General features: G+C 63.5%; 22 protein-coding genes. 10 read left to right on the plus strand and 12 right to left on the minus strand.

Features of this window, described 5'->3' with window-relative positions:
* Positions 1 to 99 precede the first annotated feature (99 nt).
* From AC04SI_RS13325 to AC04SI_RS13335, 3 genes are all read right to left on the minus strand, one after another.
* Positions 100 to 1167 carry a GH25 family lysozyme gene (locus AC04SI_RS13325; protein WP_404277042.1) on the minus strand — a complete coding sequence of 356 codons (1068 nt, stop codon included), beginning with the start codon at positions 1165 to 1167 and terminating at the stop codon, positions 100 to 102.
* Between the two features lie 179 nt (positions 1168 to 1346).
* Positions 1347 to 1964 (minus strand): transglutaminase-like cysteine peptidase, encoded by a 618-nt coding sequence (locus tag AC04SI_RS13330; protein WP_404277044.1) that lies wholly within the window; start codon positions 1962 to 1964, stop codon positions 1347 to 1349.
* 298 nt (positions 1965 to 2262) lie between these two features.
* Positions 2263 to 3135: an undecaprenyl-diphosphate phosphatase gene (locus tag AC04SI_RS13335; RefSeq protein WP_404277045.1), complete on the minus strand. Its 873-nt coding sequence runs from the start codon at positions 3133 to 3135 to the stop codon at positions 2263 to 2265.
* A 190-nt stretch (positions 3136 to 3325) separates the two neighbouring features.
* Here AC04SI_RS13335 and AC04SI_RS13340 point away from each other — a divergent pair, with 190 nt between their 5' ends.
* Entirely contained in the window at positions 3326 to 4240 is a 915-nt protein-coding gene (locus AC04SI_RS13340) for a hypothetical protein (RefSeq protein ID WP_404277047.1), read from the plus strand.
* Positions 4241 to 4330: 90 nt separating this feature from the next.
* Here the strand turns inward: AC04SI_RS13340 and AC04SI_RS13345 are convergent, their stop codons facing one another.
* Complete coding sequence (locus AC04SI_RS13345) at positions 4331 to 4543, minus strand: hypothetical protein (RefSeq protein ID WP_006206072.1); 213 nt, start codon at positions 4541 to 4543, stop codon at positions 4331 to 4333.
* 152 nt (positions 4544 to 4695) lie between these two features.
* Positions 4696 to 5094, minus strand: coding sequence for a GFA family protein (locus AC04SI_RS13350; RefSeq protein ID WP_404277049.1), 399 nt, complete (start codon positions 5092 to 5094; stop codon positions 4696 to 4698).
* A gap of 217 nt (positions 5095 to 5311) precedes the next feature.
* On the opposite strand from AC04SI_RS13350, the gene AC04SI_RS13355 reads away from it, so the two are divergent.
* Together AC04SI_RS13355 and AC04SI_RS13360 are read left to right on the plus strand one after the other, a co-directional pair.
* A complete protein-coding gene (locus AC04SI_RS13355; protein WP_404277051.1) occupies positions 5312 to 6088 on the plus strand; it encodes an isopenicillin N synthase family oxygenase in 777 nt (258 codons plus the stop codon).
* Entirely contained in the window at positions 6039 to 6335 is a 297-nt protein-coding gene (locus tag AC04SI_RS13360) for a 2OG-Fe(II) oxygenase family protein (RefSeq protein ID WP_404277053.1), read from the plus strand. The genes AC04SI_RS13355 and AC04SI_RS13360 overlap by 50 nt, the downstream gene beginning before the upstream one ends.
* Positions 6336 to 6394: 59 nt before the next feature.
* Here AC04SI_RS13360 and AC04SI_RS13365 read toward each other — a convergent pair whose 3' ends face one another.
* The 3 genes from AC04SI_RS13365 to AC04SI_RS13375 form a co-directional block, all read right to left on the minus strand.
* A complete protein-coding gene (locus AC04SI_RS13365) occupies positions 6395 to 7351 on the minus strand; it encodes an alpha/beta fold hydrolase (protein ID WP_404277054.1) in 957 nt (318 codons plus the stop codon).
* 26 nt (positions 7352 to 7377) lie between these two features.
* A complete protein-coding gene (locus AC04SI_RS13370) occupies positions 7378 to 7863 on the minus strand; it encodes an SRPBCC family protein (protein ID WP_404277055.1) in 486 nt (161 codons plus the stop codon).
* 137 nt (positions 7864 to 8000) lie between these two features.
* Positions 8001 to 8249 carry a ParB N-terminal domain-containing protein gene (locus AC04SI_RS13375; RefSeq protein ID WP_192178918.1) on the minus strand — a complete coding sequence of 83 codons (249 nt, stop codon included), beginning with the start codon at positions 8247 to 8249 and terminating at the stop codon, positions 8001 to 8003.
* A gap of 158 nt (positions 8250 to 8407) precedes the next feature.
* Between AC04SI_RS13375 and AC04SI_RS13380 the strand changes: the two genes are divergently transcribed.
* The 6 genes from AC04SI_RS13380 to AC04SI_RS13405 are packed head-to-tail and all read left to right on the plus strand — an operon-like array spanning position 8408 to position 14473.
* Positions 8408 to 10048, plus strand: coding sequence for a N,N-dimethylformamidase beta subunit family domain-containing protein (locus tag AC04SI_RS13380; protein WP_404277137.1), 1641 nt, complete (start codon positions 8408 to 8410; stop codon positions 10046 to 10048).
* A 1-nt stretch (position 10049) separates the two neighbouring features.
* Entirely contained in the window at positions 10050 to 11429 is a 1380-nt protein-coding gene (locus tag AC04SI_RS13385; RefSeq protein ID WP_404277057.1) for an aminotransferase family protein, read from the plus strand.
* 10 nt (positions 11430 to 11439) lie between these two features.
* On the plus strand, positions 11440 to 12369 hold the full coding sequence (gene kce / locus AC04SI_RS13390; RefSeq protein WP_404277059.1) for a 3,5-dioxohexanoate:acetyl-CoA acetone transferase: 930 nt from the start codon (positions 11440 to 11442) through the stop codon (positions 12367 to 12369).
* 41 nt (positions 12370 to 12410) lie between these two features.
* The gene (locus AC04SI_RS13395; RefSeq protein WP_488474307.1) at positions 12411 to 12920 is read left to right on the plus strand and encodes a 2-thiouracil desulfurase family protein; all 510 of its coding nucleotides are present in this window, start codon (positions 12411 to 12413) and stop codon (positions 12918 to 12920) included.
* A 3-nt stretch (positions 12921 to 12923) separates the two neighbouring features.
* Positions 12924 to 13445: a GNAT family N-acetyltransferase gene (locus AC04SI_RS13400; RefSeq protein ID WP_404277063.1), complete on the plus strand. Its 522-nt coding sequence runs from the start codon at positions 12924 to 12926 to the stop codon at positions 13443 to 13445.
* Positions 13442 to 14473, plus strand: coding sequence for a histone deacetylase family protein (locus tag AC04SI_RS13405; RefSeq protein ID WP_404277064.1), 1032 nt, complete (start codon positions 13442 to 13444; stop codon positions 14471 to 14473). Before AC04SI_RS13400 ends, AC04SI_RS13405 begins: the two co-directional genes overlap by 4 nt.
* A gap of 18 nt (positions 14474 to 14491) precedes the next feature.
* Here AC04SI_RS13405 and AC04SI_RS13410 read toward each other — a convergent pair whose 3' ends face one another.
* The 3 genes from AC04SI_RS13410 to AC04SI_RS13420 all read right to left on the minus strand — a co-directional run bounded on the left by AC04SI_RS13410 (position 14492) and on the right by AC04SI_RS13420 (position 17478).
* Positions 14492 to 15757 (minus strand): cysteine desulfurase-like protein, encoded by a 1266-nt coding sequence (locus AC04SI_RS13410; RefSeq protein WP_488474308.1) that lies wholly within the window; start codon positions 15755 to 15757, stop codon positions 14492 to 14494.
* A 51-nt stretch (positions 15758 to 15808) separates the two neighbouring features.
* A complete protein-coding gene (locus tag AC04SI_RS13415) occupies positions 15809 to 16876 on the minus strand; it encodes an aldo/keto reductase (RefSeq protein ID WP_404277068.1) in 1068 nt (355 codons plus the stop codon).
* Between the two features lie 134 nt (positions 16877 to 17010).
* Positions 17011 to 17478, minus strand: coding sequence for a hypothetical protein (locus AC04SI_RS13420; protein ID WP_404277069.1), 468 nt, complete (start codon positions 17476 to 17478; stop codon positions 17011 to 17013).
* 412 nt (positions 17479 to 17890) lie between these two features.
* Here AC04SI_RS13420 and AC04SI_RS13425 point away from each other — a divergent pair, with 412 nt between their 5' ends.
* On the plus strand, positions 17891 to 18055 hold the full coding sequence (locus AC04SI_RS13425) for a DUF1127 domain-containing protein (RefSeq protein ID WP_006206056.1): 165 nt from the start codon (positions 17891 to 17893) through the stop codon (positions 18053 to 18055).
* A 42-nt stretch (positions 18056 to 18097) separates the two neighbouring features.
* On the opposite strand, the gene AC04SI_RS13430 is transcribed toward AC04SI_RS13425, so the two are convergent.
* Positions 18098 to 18619 (minus strand): DUF1993 domain-containing protein, encoded by a 522-nt coding sequence (locus AC04SI_RS13430; RefSeq protein ID WP_404277071.1) that lies wholly within the window; start codon positions 18617 to 18619, stop codon positions 18098 to 18100.
* Positions 18620 to 18716: the final 97 nt, after the last annotated feature.

Raw genomic sequence — 18716 nt, forward strand, 5'->3', positions numbered from 1 at the left:
TACCAATCGGGCGTTGCGGGACCGCTAAGGAACAGGGTGAGCGGATCGTTAGAAAAACGCTGAAATTTGCCGCCAAAACCTTGGAACGCGGACGGTGTCCTAATCCGCGTCGGCCATCATCTGGCGGCTGCCGCCGGCCCAGGCACGCCATTGCCGCTCATCGCCATGGAAGACGTTGAGGTCGATGCGGCCCCTCACCCCGTGCGACAGGCCGGAGCCGGAATATTGCCAGAACAGCCATTTGCGGCCGGGATAGACTTTTGATGGATGCCGCGCCACCGCGCGCAGCCAGAACGGATAGTCCAGGAAGGCGCCGCGCAGATTGTCGCGATAGAAATCGGGGCTGGTGTAGATGATGGGCCGCTGGCCGTAATGTCGCTCCAGCTTGTCCATGAACACCTGCATCTTTTCCTGCACCGTCGCGCGCGACGGTCGCCGCTTGCAGGAGGAGTCGCCGTTCCACTCGACATCGATCACCGGCGGCAACGCGCCTTCTACCCGCGGCACGTTGCGGATGAACCAGTCGGCTTGCTCGCCGGCGGTGCGGCACCAGTAGAAGAAATGATAGGCGCCGCGCTTCAGCCCGGCGGCATCGGCATTGCGCCAGTTGGTCCTGAACATCGGATCGAGATGGTCGCCGCCGTCGGTGGCCTTGATGTAGGCGAAGTTGGCGCCCTGGGCGCGCAGCTTGCCCCAGTTCACATTGCCCTGCCAGCGCGAGACGTCGACGCCGTGCACGGCAAGGTGCCGGGGCGAGGCCCCCCGGCCGAAATTGATCGGCTTGGCGTCGCGGAAACCGTAGCGCGTCACCGGCCCGGCCAGCATCGGGGGTGCTGCGCGCGTCAGCCGCTTCGGCTGCGACACCAGCGCAACCGGCTCGACCGGTGGCTCGATGGCCTCCTCCGGCAACGGCGTGTCCGTGGCGATCGTCTCTTCTTCCTCGGCCAGGGAAAAGGGCGGCGCATTGTCGGCCACTGGTGCGGCCTCGTCCGACATAGGCGGAAGAACGGGTGTGTCAGGGGCCGCCGCGACGGGCACGCTTGGCCGTACGACGGAGCTGGTCGTCTCGTTCGACGGCATTTGCAGGGCATCGACGCCCGCTGTCGAAGAACAGCCGGCAAGCCACAGGGACGCGAGCGAGAAAATGACGACGCCTGGTAACCGCATCTGGACCTGTACGCAAAACACAACAGACCGAAGGCAACCAACCGCCGCCGGACAACTGGCAATTCCCTAACGAGAAATTACCAACAAAGTTTGAATCAATTATTAGCGAAATGGTGAGCGAGCGCGGCTCTGCTCTGCCCTTGTCTGCGGGAGAAACTGAAGCCGGGTTGGCGGCAGGGCTATTTGACCGAGCTGACCAGGGTCTCGTCGCCGCTGAGGATGGAGACCCAGTGCCCGGTGTTGTCGCTCGCCTGCCGTTTCAGGTAGCGATAGCCGGTTTCGCTCCACAGGCGAACCTTGTCGTTGAGGTTGTCGAGGATGAAGTCGCCCTTGTCCGTGCGCACGGTGAGCACCGCATGGCCTTCGCCGTCCGGCTTGCGGACGACGGTCATCAGCAGGTTGGATACGGCAACGCCGCTGCTGATGAGTTCGCGCCGCTTTTCCAGCACATAGTCCTCGCAATCACCGAAGCCATTGTCCGGATAGGCCCACAATTCCTCCTTGCCGTAATTGTCCATGTCGCTCATCGGCTTGACGCGCGTGTTGACCGAGGCATCGACGGCAGTGATCTCGCGCAACAGCCTGCCGGTCATATGCTCCGGCGTGTTGTTGGGCGAGCGGATGGAACATTCGGCGGGATGGATCTTGCAGAAATCATAGTGGCCGACTGGCTGGGACGTCGGACCGCCGACCATCATGGACGGGCCGGCCGCGCTGGCCAAACCCGGCACAGAGGCGAAAGCCGTCAGAGCTATTGCAAGCCGCGCCGCGCAATGCCAACCCATAGAGGATGCCATTGCGGCCCCACGTCCGTTGTTTGTTAACAAAAAGCTAAGGGAGAATTCACGAGCGAGTCAATGCGTGCGCAGGGCGATCACAGACGGTTTACCGTTTGCATCGCAGGCGTGGTAGCCGCGCAACACAGATTTCCAGGTGACGGCCGTCGGTTCGATAAAGTGTGTTGAGATTCAGGTCAGGCCGCGTCGAAAATGGTGGGTTCCGAGAACCGGAGCGGAGATACTGTTGGGTATGTGAGCGCCGGAAGCGCAGGAAACCGCCATTTGCAGGCCGGCATCACCTGAATATCAGCGCACTTTAGGCAAGCCACCCCATCGCCACCGCGACCAGCAGCACGACGCCGAGCACGCCGCGATAGACGACGAAGGGCCAGGCGGAGAACCGCTCGAGAATGCTCATCAGGCCCCATATGGCAAAGAAGGCGGAAATCGAGGCGACGACGAGCCCGACGGCGAGAACCGACCAGCCATGGGCATCGAGGTGGACCTTGTGGAGCTCCCACAATTCCTTGAGGCCGGCGAGCGCGATTGCCGGCAGCCCGAGCAGGAAGGAGAAGCGTGCCGCCTCGGCCCGCTTGAAGCCAAGCCCGAGCGCGGCCGTCAGGGTCGAACCGGAGCGCGACACGCCAGGTATCAAGGCGCCGATCTGGGCGACGCCGACAAGCAGCGCGTCGGCCATGGATGCTTCGCCGATGGTTCGCCGGTGGCGGGCAAAAATCTCGACCAGCGCGAGCAGGATCGCCATGCCGATGCAGGCCCAGCCGATGACGCTCAGGCTGCGCAGCGGCGAATTGCAGGCGTTGAGCAGGCCCGACAGCGCGACGCCGGCAATGACGATCGGAATGGTTGCCAACACGATCCACAGCGCCAGGCGGAAATGCCGGTCGGCGAAATCGCGGCGCGTCAGGGCGTCGAGCGAACCAAACAGGATATCCCTGACATCGCTCCAGAAATAGCTGACCACAGCCGCCAGGGCCGCAAGCTGCATGGCGGCGGAGAACGCGGAGCCCGGATCCTGCCAGCCAAGCACGGCCGGCACGATGCGCATATGCGCCGTGGACGAGATCGGCAGCAATTCGGTGATGCCTTGCACCACGCCGAGAAACGCTACCTTGGCGTAGCCCAGGCCGACGAAGCCGGTGTCCAGGCCCTGAGTACAGATGTCAGCCATGTCGATCCTTCCCAGGCGAAAATTGCATGGGAAGCGCCGCTTTCGGCCGATCCCGGCTGTGGGATAGCGTCGCGAGACGGGGAATCCAATTCACGGTTTTGTAGGGTGCGCCCGATCCAGCTTGACAAGTTTCGTGGTAATATTACCATTCGCTAATCTTACAACGTAAGGTGTGAGTTGGGAGGAACCGATGTCGACCGCTGCACTGTCCGAATTGCAACCCGTTGTCCTGCCCGAACCGCACCATCCCGCGATTGCAATGGAGGATGTCTCCCGCGACTTCAGCCGCGCCATCGAACGCGCGGAGGTCAATGCCTGGCACGACCTCTACGCCGCCGCGCCTACCGATTTCGCCGCGCGCCAAGGCCTGTCGATCGCCGAGGAAGCCGATCTCGTCTGGACCACCTGCACGACGATCCCGTTCATCCATTTCAACAGCGTGAAGAATCTTGGCGTCGAGCGCCCGGCCACCGAAAGCCAGCTCGACACGCTCCTGGCGCACTACCGTGCCGCCGGCATTGCGAGACCGTGGTTCTATGCCAATCCGCACGCGGAGCCGTCGTCACTCAGATGCTGGCTCGAGGCGCGCGGCCTGCAGCGCCAGAGCGGCTGGGAACGGATCTTTCGCGACGCGACACCGCTGGCGCCCAAGCCGCTGTTCCCGACCGATGGGCATTCGGTCGAACGGGTGACGCCGGCAACGGCAGAGGAATGGGCTGGTTTCGTCGACAGCCGTTACCGGCTGCCGACCTCGCCCTGGCTGCTGGCGCTGGTCGGCCGGCTGGGCTGGCATCACTACATGCTGAAGCGGGACGGCGCGGTCGTTGCGGTGCGCTCGCTGTTCATCGGCGCCGACGGCATGGCCTGGAGCGGCATCGACGCGCCGGTGCCGGGCATCATGGCACCGAGCTTCGATCTCGACGCGCTGCTTGGCGAAGCGATGGTTCGCGACGGCATTGCCGCCGGCGCGAAGCTGTTCGTCGCCGACATCGAGGCGCCGCACCCCGACCGCGACGGACCGGCCTATCGCAACTATGCGCGTCTCGGCTTCAGGCTCGCCTATTTCCGCAGCCACTACAGCTATTTGCCGGCGAATTCCGGCTGACGGCAGAAGAGGGGCGGTTCAGCGATTGATACTCTTGTTTTGACGCAATTCCGGACGGAAAACCGCTGCACACTTTTCCTGGAATTGCTCTTATCCGAGCAACCATTGCTGCAGGCAGGTCCTGGCCACGACATGCGCCGGCGGCACGACCGGCTGATCGGCGGACGCGTCTTCGGCGGTGCGCCCGCGGGCCCTTTCGAGCAACATGCGAAGCTCCGCCGGCTGCACGCGGTCACGCTCCATCACGAGCCGGACCATCGGGTCGTTCAAAAGCTCGTCCAGGGTGTTGATGCTGTCGCTCATCCGTCGCCTCCTCGAATACCGGCCCGCAAGCCGATAGATAAGCAGGCAATGATGGCTCGCCAATGACGCTTTGCCGGCTATCTCGTGGTTTCGGATTAAATTCTGTTAACGCCGGCGCCCACCCTTGTCCCACAGTGGGAGGAGGGAAAATCCTAGTTCGGAGGCGGCGCGCCTTCATAGTGCGGCAGGCCGTCGTCGAGTTGCACCCAGGGCTGCTTCGAGGCCGTCCAGATATGCATCTGCGGCTTGAACACCGAAGGATCGTCAAGCGAGCCTGTCGTGATGCCGATGATGCCGGCGGAATCCCGCCGCGAAAACATCGTCGTGCCGCAGGCCGCGCAGAAGCCGCGCTTGAGGTCCGGCGAGGTGTTGACCATCGCCACCGGCCCTTCGACGGTCACGTCGTCGATGCGGAACAGCACGCGCGCGTTGAAGGCTGCGCCGATCACCTTCTGGCAGAGCCGGCAGTGGCAGACGCGCTCGTTGATCGGCGTAGCCTCCGCGCTATAGCGAACCGCGCCGCACAGGCACCCGCCACCATACCTTGCCATCGCCGCACTCCATGCCTTCATGGGATATTGGCTAACGCTAGCGGCGAAGATTGCAGCGTCAATTCAAAAGCTTTGATGGGACATCATCTGTTGCAGTGATGTTGTGTGGCCGTGGCGTTGCGGTGCCGCCATTGGCCCAATGACGGGTGCCGGTATGGGATTGACAGAACGGCAGACCCCGCGCCTGCTTGCGGCCAGCCGCTCGGGAGGCAGCCATATGGCGCAGGACATCGAAACCATCGGAATCGCAGATCTGTTCGGACCACCCTCGCCCGAGCGCGAGCGCGCCGATGCCACGATCATGGCCGCTGCTTCGGGCATCGGCTTCATGGCGGTCCGCGACTTCCCCGGCGATGCCTGGCTGACGCCTCAGAAACGGGCGCGCCTGCTCGAGATCTTCGCCCTGCCCGAGGCCGAAAAGCAGAAACTGCTGCGCTGGAATTTCGACCGGACCAGGAAGAATGTCTATCGCGGCTGGTTCCCGCTGCAGCCGACAGCCGTCTCCTACAAGGAAGGCATCGACATGGGGCCGGACCTTGCGCATGCGCGGACGACCCGTTCCGACGATCCGCTTTGCGAGCCGACGCCCTTGCCCGCCGAGCAGGCGCTGCCGGGCTGGCGCGCGGCCGCCGCAAGCTACTATCTGGCGATGGAAGCGGTGGGCAACGCGCTGATGCGCTCGGTCGCGCGCGGGCTCGGCCTGCCGGAGACGATCTTCGACGCAGATTTCGACGGTGGCATCTCGACGCTGCGGCTGATCCGCTACCCTTTGCGTGACCCGAACAGCGGCGTCGACACGAGTGGCCCGGAGTTTTCGGTCGTCCACAAGGGCGAGACCCGCACCGTCATCGGGCGCGAACATGCCGATTCAGGTTTCGTCACGCTGCGCCCAGGACGGCGTCGAGGGCCTGCAGGCGAAGAACCTCGCCGGCGAATGGATCGACGTGCCGCCCGCCGACGGCACGCTGGCTGTCAATTTCGGCCAATTGCTTGAGCGCTGGACCGGCGGGCGCGTCAGGGCGACGCGGCACCGGGTGATCGCGCCGAAAACGGCGCGGTTCTCAATCCCGTTTTTCTACGAGCCGCGCGTCGACGCCGAGATCGCGCCGCTGCCGCTTGCCGGCGCAACCCCCTTCGAGCCGTTCCTCTATGGCGACTATCTCTGGGAAGCGGCGACGAACTTCGTCGAGATGAGCGGCATCAAGCATCTGAGAGAGCCGCGCCGCGCCAAGGCTTCATAGAAGGCTTGCGGCCGTCTCCGGGAGAGACGGCCGCAGTCAGGCAATTGCCGGACAGATGACTATTTCGTTTCGCTGACGACCTCGTCCCAGCTCTTCACCTTGGTCTCGCCATTGAGGAAGGGCAGCGTCGTGGCCGTCAGTTCCGGGGCGAAGAAGACGTCGTAGTGGGTGCGGTTGGGCAGGATGGCCAGACGGTTCTGCGACAGGTTCTCGCGCATCCAGCCAGCATCCTTCAACCCGCCGCCGAGCATCTGGTAGAACTTGATCTCGTGCTCGGGCCGATACATGTCGCTGTCGCCATAGACCAGCATCACCGGTATCTTGAGCTTGGCCACATCGGCGGAATAGTCATAATCCTTGCGCATAAAGGTGCCGAGCGTGTCGAGCAGCTTTGGGAAATCCTGCGGATGCGGCGCCACCGCGACATAGGATTTGTACATTGGCGTGTCCTTCATGAATTCGGCCGCCGCCGCGCTGACCTGCGCCTGCTGGCCGCGCATCTCGGCATAGAAGCCGTCGGCGGCATAGCCGGCCGAGACCAGGACGAGCCGGCGCACCGTTTCGGGGTGCTGGACGGCCATGCGGAAGGCGACGCCGCCGCCGAGCGAATAACCCAGGACATCGACCTTGTCGTAACCCAGCGCCTTGACGATCGCGGCCATGTCGTTGCCCATCGCCTCCAGGCCAAAGGGCCGGTCGCCAAGCGCGGTGCGGCCATGGCCCTGCAGGTCGACGGCGATGACGGTGCGGTTTTCGGCAAACCTGGGCAGGATCGGCGCGAACATATCCGTGGTGCCGAGACCGCCATGCAGCAGAAGCAGCGGCTCGCCCTTGCCATAGATGGAGTAATAATAGTTCAGGCCGTCGATCGGCAGCAGGCCGGACTTTTCCGGCTTCGGCAGTGCTTTGGTCTCGGTGGTCATGGCGGGCTTGGTCTCCTCTGCGTTGGCTTGGCACGGCGCGGCAAACAGGGCTGCGGCTGAAGCAAGAATGGCGAAAAATATCGATCTGGACATGCTGGTCTCCTCCGGTCTTGCCGCTGTCAAAGTGTCTTGGCGAGTTCTTCGAGTTGTTCGGTGCACTGGCCCCAGCCCTCGTGAAAACCCATCTTCTCGTGCTGCTCGCGGTCGGCGACGCTCCAGTGCTTGGCGCGCGCGATGTAGCGGGTCTTGCCGTTGCCTTCGTCCTCGAAGGTGAGCACGCCGGTCATGAACGGTTTTTCGGATGGCTCCCAGGCACTGGTATAGGCATCGGTGAAAATGATCTTCTCGCCCGGAACGACCTCGAGGAAGACGCCTGGGTTCGGAAATTCATTGCCGTCGGGACCGGCCATGACGACCAGGCTGTTACCGCCGGTGCGCACGTCCATTTCGGCGCGCGGCGTCGTCCACGGCTTTGGCGCGAACCACTGCGTCACCAGCTTGTTGTCGGTCCAACAGCGATAGACGTTCTCGCGCGGCGCATCGATGATGCAGGCGAGAACCAGTTCGCGGTCATTGGCGGGGGCGATGTCGAGCTTGGTGGTCATGGGGTCTCCTCGGCGTGTTTGAATTGCGGTTCCGCTTCAAAGACGGGTGAGCGCAGCGCGGGCCGACACGGTCCGCGAAAAAATTCACAGGAGGGTGACAGGAACGGCCGGCGTCGGCCGACGGCTCAGGAGTTCGCCTAGTGGCGCTTGGCCTGGACCAGATAGGCGTCGATCTCGGTCTCGCCGAGCCACTTGGCCGCTTCCAGCCGGTGCAGGCCCTCGACGAGGATATGGCGCTTGCCGTCGTGGCGCACCTGGATCGGCATCTTCATGCCGTTTTCCAGAATGTCCTCCGCCAGATGGCGGACAGTCTCGGGATGCAGCGTCTTCTTGCGCGCGGCCGGCACGTAAATGTCGTCGACCTTGACCTTCTGGACTCTCAGCATGTCGGCTCCCAGGTGCGGAAAACACCGCCTTGTTTGAGATAGTCGGTTTGGGGAGAGCGGCCAAGGGTGGCCCTGGCGATTGCTGGCCCGATCGTTTCCATTTGACGCTTGGCCGGCAGATCGCCGAAATGGCGGCGTTCGAGCCCTTTGCGGTGTCAATGACCAATCTGCCGACCGAATTCCCCGATTTCGGACTGACGCCGGAGCAGCGCCGGCAGGCAGTGCGCACGCATTACTACGAACGGCCGGGGATGGACGGCGAGCGTGGCGAGATCTGGTGTTACAGCGACCGGTTTTCCTACCGCCCGGGCGAAACGGTGGCGCTGCATGTCAGCGCGACGGCCGCCACTTTTGGCATCACGATCGTCCGCGACGGCGGCTCCGAGACAAAGGCGTTCGAGAAGACTGGCATAGCGGCGCGCTGGCAGGACACGCCGGACCAGTGCTCGGTCGAGGGCTGCGGCTGGGAGGCGTTGTTCGAGTTTCGCATCGGCGACGACTGGCCGTCCGGCGCCTATCGCATCACGCTTGAAGCGGATAGCCGTGACGGCAAGCCGATCCGCTGCCACCATCTCTTCATCGTCGCACCGAAGCTTGGTAAGAAACCCGGCCGCGTGTTGCAGATGGCGGCGACGGGCACCTGGCTCGCCTACAACACCTGGGGCGGCTCCAATCACTATGAAGGCATCACCGGCGCGAACCGCGACCAGTATGCGCGCATGGTGTCGACACAGCGGCCCTGGTGCCGCGGCTTCGTCGTGCTGCCGAAAGATGCGCCACGCGTGCCGCTGGAGGTCGCGGTGCCGCCTAAGACGGTGCCGCGCTATCCGCATATGGAATGGGCTTTTGCCACGAGGCATTCGAAAAAGTACGCTTCGTCCGGCTGGGCGAGTTATGACAGCCATTTCTTCCGCTTTGCCGAGCGCGCCGGCTATGCGGTCGATCTCGCCAGCCAGCACGAATTGCATTTCTCGCCAGAAATTCTCGACGGCTACGACTGCGTCGTCTTCGTCGGCCATGACGAATACTGGACCTGGGAAATGCGCGACGCGGTCGACGCGTATGTGACACGTGGCGGCCGCGCGGCCCGCTTCGCCGGCAATTTCATGTGGCAGACACGGCTGGAGGACGAGGGCCGCCGGCAGGTCTGCTACAAGTACAAGGCGCGCGCCGAAGACCCCGCCTATAGCGGCGGCGATGTCACCCGCGCCACCAACTCCTGGGAGGCGCCGGAGATCGGCCGGCCGGGTTCGGCGACCTTCGGCCTCAACGCAACGCGAGGCGTCTATGCCGGCTGGGGCGGCTGCGCACCGCGCGGCGTGCGCGGCTTTCCGGTCTACCGTCCCGAGCACTGGGCGTTCGCCGGCACCGGCATCTACTATGGCGATCTGCTGGGCGCCGACAGCCATATCTATGGCTACGAGGTCGACGGGCTCGATTTCGAGATCCGCGGCGGCCTGCCCTATCCCACCGCCACCAGCGGCGCGCCTGATGGCCTCGAGGTGCTTGCGGTCGGCATGGCCAGCCAGGTCGAGGAGAGCGCCGACATTCCGCTCAAGGACCAGTTCCTCGGCGACGAGGACGGCCGGTTTACTGCACAAACGCTGTTCGGTGAGGCGAGCGACGCTAATCTCGACAAGGTCAAGCGCGGCAACGGCATGATCGTCAATTTCCCGCGCGGCAAGGGCGAGGTGTTTCATGCCGGAAGCTGCGAATGGGTTGCCGGCCTGCTAAGGCAGGACCCGATGGTCGAGCGCGTGACCAAGAATGTAATCGACCGCTATCTCGGAAAGTCCTGACATGCTGAAGTCCAAGAGCCCTGCCCCCGAAGCCGAGACGCGGCCGCCGTCGCATCTGTTCTATCTCTCCAGCCTGCGCCGGCCGCTGGTCGATCGCGCCGAGGGCATCTATTTCTGGACCAAGGACGGCCGCCGCTTTATCGACGGATCGAGCGGGCCGATGGTCGCCAATATCGGCCATTCCAACCGCAATGTGCTCGACGCCATGAAGCGGCAAATGGACAAGACCACCTTCGCCTACCGGCTGCATTTCGAGAACGAGCCGGCCGAGGAACTTGCGAGGGAACTTGCCGGCAGATTGCCCGCGGGAATGGACCGCATCTTCTTCGTCTCCGGCGGCTCGGAAGCGACGGAATCCTGCATCAAGCTCGCCCGGCAATGGGCGGTGGCCGCCGGCCAGCCCGAGCGCTGGAAGGTGATCACCCGCTTTCCGTCCTATCATGGCGGAACGCTCGGCTCGCTTTCCGTCACAGGCGACGACGCGCTGGCCGAGACGTTCACGCCATTGATGCAGGTGATGCCGACAGTGCCGGCGCCGGCCGCCTGGCGCGACCGCGACAATCTTTCGATGGAACAGCGCGGCATCCAATATGCCGACATGCTGGAGGAGAAGATCCTCGCTGAAGGCCCGGACAGCGTGCTCGCCTTCATCATGGAGCCGGTCGGCGGTGCTGCCACCGCGGCGCTGGTGGCGCCGGACAGCTACTATCCGCGCATCCGCGAGATCTGCGACCGCTATGGCATCCTGCTCATCCATGACGAAGTGATGAGCGGCGCCGGCCGCACCGGCAAATTCCTCGGCGGCGACCATTGGAACTGCAAGCCGGACATCGTCGCGCTGTCGAAGGGGCTGGGCTCGGGCTATGCGCCGCTCGGCGCGCTGGCGGCGCCCATGCGGCTGGTCGAGCCGCTGCTTGCCTCCGGCGGCTTCCAGCATGGCCACACCTATGCCGGTAATCCGCTCGCCTGCGCAGCAGGCCTCGCCGTGCTCGGCGAGATGGACCGGCTCGACCTGATCGCCAATGCGGCTGCCATGGGCGATGTGCTGATCGGCGAATTGAAGGGGCTGGCCAGGCGCTTCCCGTTCATCGCCGATGTGCGCGGCAAAGGTCTTTTGCTGGGCGCCGAGATGGTTGCCGATCCCGAGACGCTGGAACCGATCGCGCCGGCCAAGAAAGCCACACAGCGGCTGCTCGACCTCGCCTATGCGCGTGGGTTGATCATCTATGGCCGCAAGGTCAAGGGCGGTGTCGACGGCGACAATTTCATGGTCGCGCCGCCGATGATCGTCACGGCTGAACAGATCGGTGAGATCATAGCCATCATCGGCGACTCGCTCGAGGTGCTCGCCGCCGAGCTCGACCTGCCGGTCGGGGGCTGAGGGACAAAATATGGCGCCGAGGAAAGTCATCATCACCTGCGCCGTCACCGGTTCGGTGCACACGCCGTCCATGTCGCCCTACCTGCCGGTGACGCCGGACCAGATCGCGACGGACGCCATCGCGGCCGCTGAAGCCGGCGCCTCGATCCTGCATCTGCATGCCCGCGATCCCCGAGACGGGCGGCCGACCGCCGATCCGGACGTGTTCATGCAGTTCCTGCCGCGTATCAAGCAGGCGACCGATGCGGTGATCAACATCACTACTGGCGGCTCGTCGCTGATGACGCTCGACCAGCGGCTGGCGGCACCCTTGCGGGCCGAACCCGAAATGTGCTCGCTCAACATGGGCTCGATGAACTTCGCGCTGTTCCCGATGCTCGACAAGCCGAGGGACTGGCAGCACGAGTGGGAGCCGAAGCTGCTGGAAGCCACCCGCGACACGATCTTCAAGAACACCTTCGCCGACATGGAGGGCGTGCTCGAAAAGCTCGGCAAGGGCTGCGGCACCCGCTTCGAGTTCGAATGCTACGATGTCGGCCACCTCTATTCGCTGGCGCATTTCCGCGATCGTGGGCTGGTGTCGGGGCCACTGTTCATCCAGTTCGTGCTCGGCATTTTGGGCGGCATCGGCGCCGACCCCGAAAACCTCGTCCACATGAAGCGCATTGCCGACAAATTGTTCGGCGACAGCTACCAGTTCTCAGTGCTCGCCGCCGGCCGGCACCAGATGCCGCTGATTTCGATCGCGGCGGCAATGGGCGGCAATGTCCGGGTCGGGCTGGAGGACAGTCTCTACGACGGAAGGCAACTGGCGAAGTCGAATGCCGATCAGGTGCTGCGCATCCGTGGCATTCTCGACGGGCTGTCGCTGGAGGTCGCTACACCGGCGGAGGCGCGCGAAATGCTGGCACTGAAGGGCGGCGACCGGGTGGCGTTTTGAGAGCGCACTGGAGGTCGCGCGTGGCAAAGGGAGGAGCTGACATGGAAAGGGTTCTCGTCTCGGCCTGCCTGCTCGGCGGCAAGGTTCGCTATAACGGCTCCTACCGGCTCAACGACCATCCCATACTGGCGCGGTGGCAGGCGGACGGCCGGATCGTGCAAGTCTGCCCGGAAGTCGCCGCAGGTTTTTCCACGCCGCGTCCCCCGGCAGAAATTCGCAGCGCAGGTGACGGCCGCACCGTGCTCCGAGGCCAAGGGCAAGTGGTCGAGCTAACCGGCAACGATGTGACCGACCTTTACCGCGAAGCCGGGCAGATCGCGCTCGATCTCGCCCGCGAAACAGGATGTCGCTATGCAGTTCTAACCGACGGCAGCCCGTCCTGTGGCAGCAGCTTCATCTATGATGGGAGTTTTTCGAGCAACCGGGTGGCCGGTGTTGGCACGACCACCGCATTGCTCGAAGCGAACGGTATTCGCGTCTTTTCAGAAGACCGCATTGGCGAGCTTGATGACCTTTTGACAGGGCCAGGCCCGGCCGGAACCTCGGCCTGATACATGCGAGGGGAGTCCCAAGCCAAGGTCACCGACACCGTCATCCGCCCCGGCCGGGTCGACGACGTCGAAACCATCCATGCCGCGCTGCTGCGCCTCGGCACCCATATCGGCGCGCATCAGGAGATCACCTCGACGCCCGACGACCTGCGTCGCTACGGTTTTGGCGACAAACCCGCCTTCTCCATCCTGATCGCCGAAGTCGGTGGCGAATTCGCGGGGCTGTGCCTGCATTTCCCGATCTTCTCGACCTGGATGGGCCGCCCCGGCGTCTATGTGCAGGACCTCTACGTCGAGGACCGCTTTCGCGGCCGCAGGATCGGCGAGCGCCTCCTGCGTCGTGTCGCGCGAGACTGCCGGAAGGACGGCGGCGTCTATCTCAGGCTGTCCGTCGACACCGACAATGAAACCGCCAAGACCTTTTACGAAAGGCTGGGAATTGCCTGGTCGGACTACGAACAGGTGCAGAAGATCGTTGGCGAGGCTTTCTTCGCTTTTGCCGATGCGCCGGAGGACGAACGATGAAGGCTTTCTACGCCGAGGAGCAAAAACGCCACGACCCCAAGGCGTTCCTCTCCAGCGGGGCTCAGCAACCCAACCCGGAAAAGCCGGAGCGGGTCGAGCGCTTGTTAGCCGGCGCAAAAGCTGCCGGCTTGACGATCGAGCGGCCACGGAATCATGGGCTTGGACCGATTGCCGCGGTGCATACACCCGAATATCTCGACTTTCTCGAGCATATCTTCGGCCGCTGGCAGCGTATCGAGGGCGCCTCGGCGGAAGTGATCCCCAACATCCATCCGATCACGCGAACCGGCTCTTATCCGGCCTCGGCGGTCGGCCAGGCCGGCTACCATATGGCCGACACCGCCTGCCCGATCTCAGGCGAGACCTGGCAGAGCGCTCTGTGGAGCGCCTGGAGCGCGGTCGAGGCCTCCGAAGCGGTCATGGCGGGTGCGCCATCAGCCTATGCGCTCTGCCGCCCGCCCGGCCACCATGCCTTTGCCGATGTTGCCGGCGGCTTCTGCTTCATCAATAATTCGGCAGTCGCCGCGCAGACATTGCGCAGAAGCGCCGCGCGGGTGGCGATCCTCGACGTCGACTTGCATCACGGCAACGGCACCCAAGGCATCTTCTATGCGCGGCCGGACGTGCTTACTGTCTCGCTGCATGCCGATCCGGTGCGCTTTTATCCGTTCTTCTGGGGCCATGCCGACGAGCGCGGCGAAGGGCCCGGCCTCGGCTATAATCTGAACCTGCCGCTGCCCAGGAAATCCGGGGATTCGGTATTCCTCGAAGCTTTGGCCATCGCCTTCCAGCGCATCCGCGCCTTTTCGCCCGACGTGCTGGTGGTGGCGCTCGGGCTCGACGCCTTCGAAGGCGATCCTTTCGGCGGACTGTCGGTGACGACGCCTGGATTCTCGCTCATCGGTGAGGCCATTGCCGGGTTCGGTCTGCCGACGGTCATCGTGCAGGAAGGCGGCTATCTCTGCGAGGAACTCGGCGACAATCTCACCGCCTTCCTGACCGGATTTGGCGGCGGCAAGAAGCGATAGCTCTAGCCTATAGGCGCTTCAGGACCGCTCTTGCCGCAGCATGGCAACAACCCGATGCACGCTCTCCAGCGTCTCGTCGATTTCGGCCGCCGTATTGTAGTGGGCGATGCCGATGCGCACCACGCCCTCCTCAGCCGGAATGCCCAGTTGGTGGACGATCTCCCAGGCATAATTGTGCCCGGACCAGAGGAAGATGTTTCCGGCATTCATCTGCCGCACGATCGTCTCCGGCACCATGCCCGCGACGGTGAAGGAGACCGTCGGCACCCGCTCGCCGACCCGCGCCGGGTCGGTGATGCCGTGGATGCTCAGGCCCTCGATATCCGACAGCCCATCGATCAGCTTTTGCGCCAGCACGTTCTCATAGGCGATCGACAGGTCGAACGCCTTGGCGATCCTGGCACGCCGTGACCCGCTTTCGCCTTCCGCAGCACCTAGCTCGGCAAAATAGTCGACGGCGGCCGTGAGGCCGGCCATCAACTCGATCTGCGGCGTGCCGAGCTCGAATCGCTCCGGCAGGCCGTCGGACGAACAGCGGCATTTGTACGGTTTCAGCGCATCGATGACGTCGCGCCGGCCCCAAAGAATGCCCATATGCGGGCCGAAGAATTTGTAGGCCGAGCAGGCCAGGAAATCGCAGCCGAGACTTTGCACGTCGACCAGCCCGTGCGGTGCGAACTGCACGGCGTCGACATAGACCAGCGCGCCGGCCTGTTTGGCGATCGCGGTCAGCGCCTTCACCCGGTTGATCGAGCCGGTGAGATTGGAGGCGTAGTTCAGCGCGACGAGCCGCGTCTTGTCGCTGAGCAGAGCGCTCAGCGCCGCTTCCTCGACCTGCCAGCTTCGCTCATCGAAAGCCAGCCAGCGCACGACCAGCCCAAGATCCTCGGCCAGCTGCAACCAGGGCGAGACGTTGCCCTCGTGATCCATGCGGGTCAGGATGATCTCGTCGCCTGGCTTCATGGTACGGCCCAGCGTGCGTGACATGTGGTAGGTCAGCGTCGTCATGTTGGCGCCGATGATGATCTCTTGCGGGCTCGCGGCCCCTAGGAAATCGGCCATCGCCGCATGCGCGTCGTCGACGACCTGTTGCGCCGCGACAGTCGTTTCGAAGAAGCCGCCGAGATTGGCATTGGTAGTCAAAAGGCAGCGCGACACCGCATCGGCGACCGCTTGCGGCACCTGCGTGCCGGCCGGGTTGTCGAGATAGACGCGCCGGCGGCCTCCGTCCGTCAGGGACAGTGCTGGAAATCTTTTCCGTACGGCCTCGATCGGAAAATTCATCACCGTCCCCTTCCCTTTGTTATTGTTTGACAATTCCTGAAAGCGGCTTGCCTACGGGCACGGGTTGCCGACGCGCTGGTGGATGGCGTCGACTGCCTTCTGCATCTCCTCGGTCCAGGTCACGTCGACCGAAGACAGCGCCATTTCGAGCTGCCAGATGGCGGTGGCGCCGATGATGTTGGAGGTGACGAAGGGCCGGCTCGAAACATAGGCATTGGCGAACAGCGCCGGCTCCAGACCGAACGAGCGCGCCAGCTTGTTGTACTCGAGCTGAGCCTCCGCGGCATTCGGCGTCTCGTAGCGCTGGCCGCGATTGAAAAGCTGCGAGCGCGAGCCCTGCGGTCGCGCGCCGTGATCGTATTTGCCGGTCAGATAACCTTGCGCCAGCGGCGAATACGGCAGCAGCGAAACCTGCTCGCGCTCGCAGACTTCGGCTAGATTCACCTCGAATGTGCGGTTCACGAGATTGTAGGCGTTCTGCACCGAGGCGACGCGCGGACCGATCCCCTTGTCGGCCTCGGCGATGAAGCGCATGACGCCCCAGGAGCTTTCGTTCGACAGGCCGAAATGGCGGATTTTTCCTGCCTTCACCAATTCATCGAAGACGGCGAGCGTCTCGGCGATCGGCGTTTCCCCTGTCGGCGCACCGAAGGAATCGGCACGCGGCGCCACCGCCCCGATGCGGTTCGGATTGGCGCCCCACGGCACATCGCGCTCCGGCCAATGGATCTGGTAGAGATCGAGGTAGTCGGTGCCGAGCTTGGTCAGCGATTTTTCAACCGCATCGAAAATATCGGCGCGCACCAGCTTCGACGGCCGGTCGCCGCGAAACCATGTGTTGGCGGTTCGGCCGACCACTTTCGAGGCAAGGATGACCTTGTCGCGATTGCCGTTGGCCTTCATCCAGCTGCCGATGATCTTCTCGGTACGGCCTTGCGTCTCCGCCTTGGGCGGGATCGGGTAGAGCTCGGCGGTGTCGATGAAATTGACGCCTCGCGAAAAGGCGAGGTCCATCTGGGCATGGCCATCGGCCTCCGTGTTCTGCTGGCCCCAGGTCATCGACCCCAGGCAGATTTGCGACACAAGAAGATCGGTCCGACCGAGACGGCGTTTGTGCATGGACTATTTTCTCCGACGGGAAAGCTTTGCGCGCGGTGGCGCGGGGGAGGACGCCCCAGCATAGAGCAAAGCAGCGCCGTTCTCCAAGCTCTGGCGGTCAGGCAAGGCCGAACTTTTGCGGAAACTGAAGCGTATCAGCGCCTTGCGCCGGCCAGGGCGCGCCGCTTGGCCTCGTCGATCAGCATGTTGGCCACCTGCATGCGGATCATGGCGCGCGGGCGCAGATGCGGCGCGACACGATCGGGATGGTTGGCGAAGGCAAAGCTGCGGCGCATGCGGCCGAAATCGGCACCCTTTGCGGGCTGATCGAGGCCAAGTTCGGCGGCAATCGCTTCGGGATCGATCGGCGGCAACTTTTCCTCAGGCTTTGCTGCTTCGCCGGCGAGCGCGAGCTTTGCCTGGTCGAGCAAGGCGGCGAATTCGGCGGCGAGATCAGCGCCTGCTTCGCGATACTCGGCCGCGAACGTGTCGCCGGAAACCTTGATGCGGCCGGAATGAAGCTCGTCCGCCACCGACAGATAGTCGAACGGGATGGACGGCCGTGCACCGGCCTCCTCGCTTGCCTCGTCCTTGTCGGAGGCGACGAAGAGGTCGTCGAGCAAGGAGGCGAAATCCCGCTTGGCGCCGATGTCAGCCTCCCTCTGTGTTGAGCATGCGCATGCGATTGAGACGGTCGCACCTTAAAACCGGCTCGTTAAAAATGAATGCCATCGATCTTAACGAGTTTAGGCGTTCGCCAGGCTGACCACGCGAACATGTTTCCCTTCAGACGGCCCGAAATGAAAAGCCGGACTGCATTTTCATGCAGCCCGGAAGTTCGCCAGGAGTGGCGAGGAAAAGCCGGCCATGTACCGGCGACGAAGCGTACGGTCGTAAAGACCGAGAAGTTTCACGAAAATATCGATTATCACGAAAAAAATCGAAGCGACATGGCTGCCATGCAAATGCTGCACTGCACAATCTTCATAATTCTCCTATATTAGCGGTTGTGGAGGATCAACAAGGGGCTGATTCATGGGGTTCTTCACTGAAATGTTCGCTCGTCCGCGGCCGCAGGACCATCCGCGTTATCGCGCGGCACTGGCATTGCTGAACGCGATGAGCAATGCAGACCGCGCCGATATCGGCATCAAGCCGGCCGACTTCCCGCGCATCGCGCGCGAAATGTCCATGCGCTGAACAGGTCGGAGCATGAAGGTTTCCCGGTCGCTCCGGGAAACCTCAAGAGCCTGACCGCTCAACGATTCCGAGGAACATCGCCTTGCTCAGTGGCACGCCATTGTGGCGCAGGATGTCGTAGGCGGTGGTGACGTGGAAATAGAAATTGGGCATGGCGGCGTGCAGAAGGTACTGCAGGCCGGGCATCGAAATCTCGCGTCCCCCAAGCCTCAGTTCGATCACCCTTTCATCCGAACCCTCCAGATCGGCGGCCGAGAACGTCGCCAGATGGTCTGTTGTCTTGGCGATTCGCGCCTGGAGGTCGGCGAAGCTCGCCTCATTGTCTTCGTATTTCGGCACCTCGCGGCCGGCGAGCCGCGACGGCGCACCCTTGGCATGGTCGGTGGCGATCTGCACCTGTCTCGTCAGCGCGAACATGTCCGGCGCCAGCCTTGATGTCAGAAACACCTGCGGGTCGATCTTGCGATCCACTGCATTCTGCTCGGCCGTCGACAATATATTGGACAGCGCCTTCAGCCGGGCCGAGAACACCGCCACGGATGCTTCGTACATCGATATTGTCACTTGGATCTCCTATGCGGCATGAACACCGACGGCGGCAGGTAGCGCCTTCGGGCATGACATTTCAAGCGTCACCGCGTCGCCGCAATCGGCATGGTAG

The organism is Mesorhizobium sp. CNPSo 4689 (genome assembly GCF_057784325.1).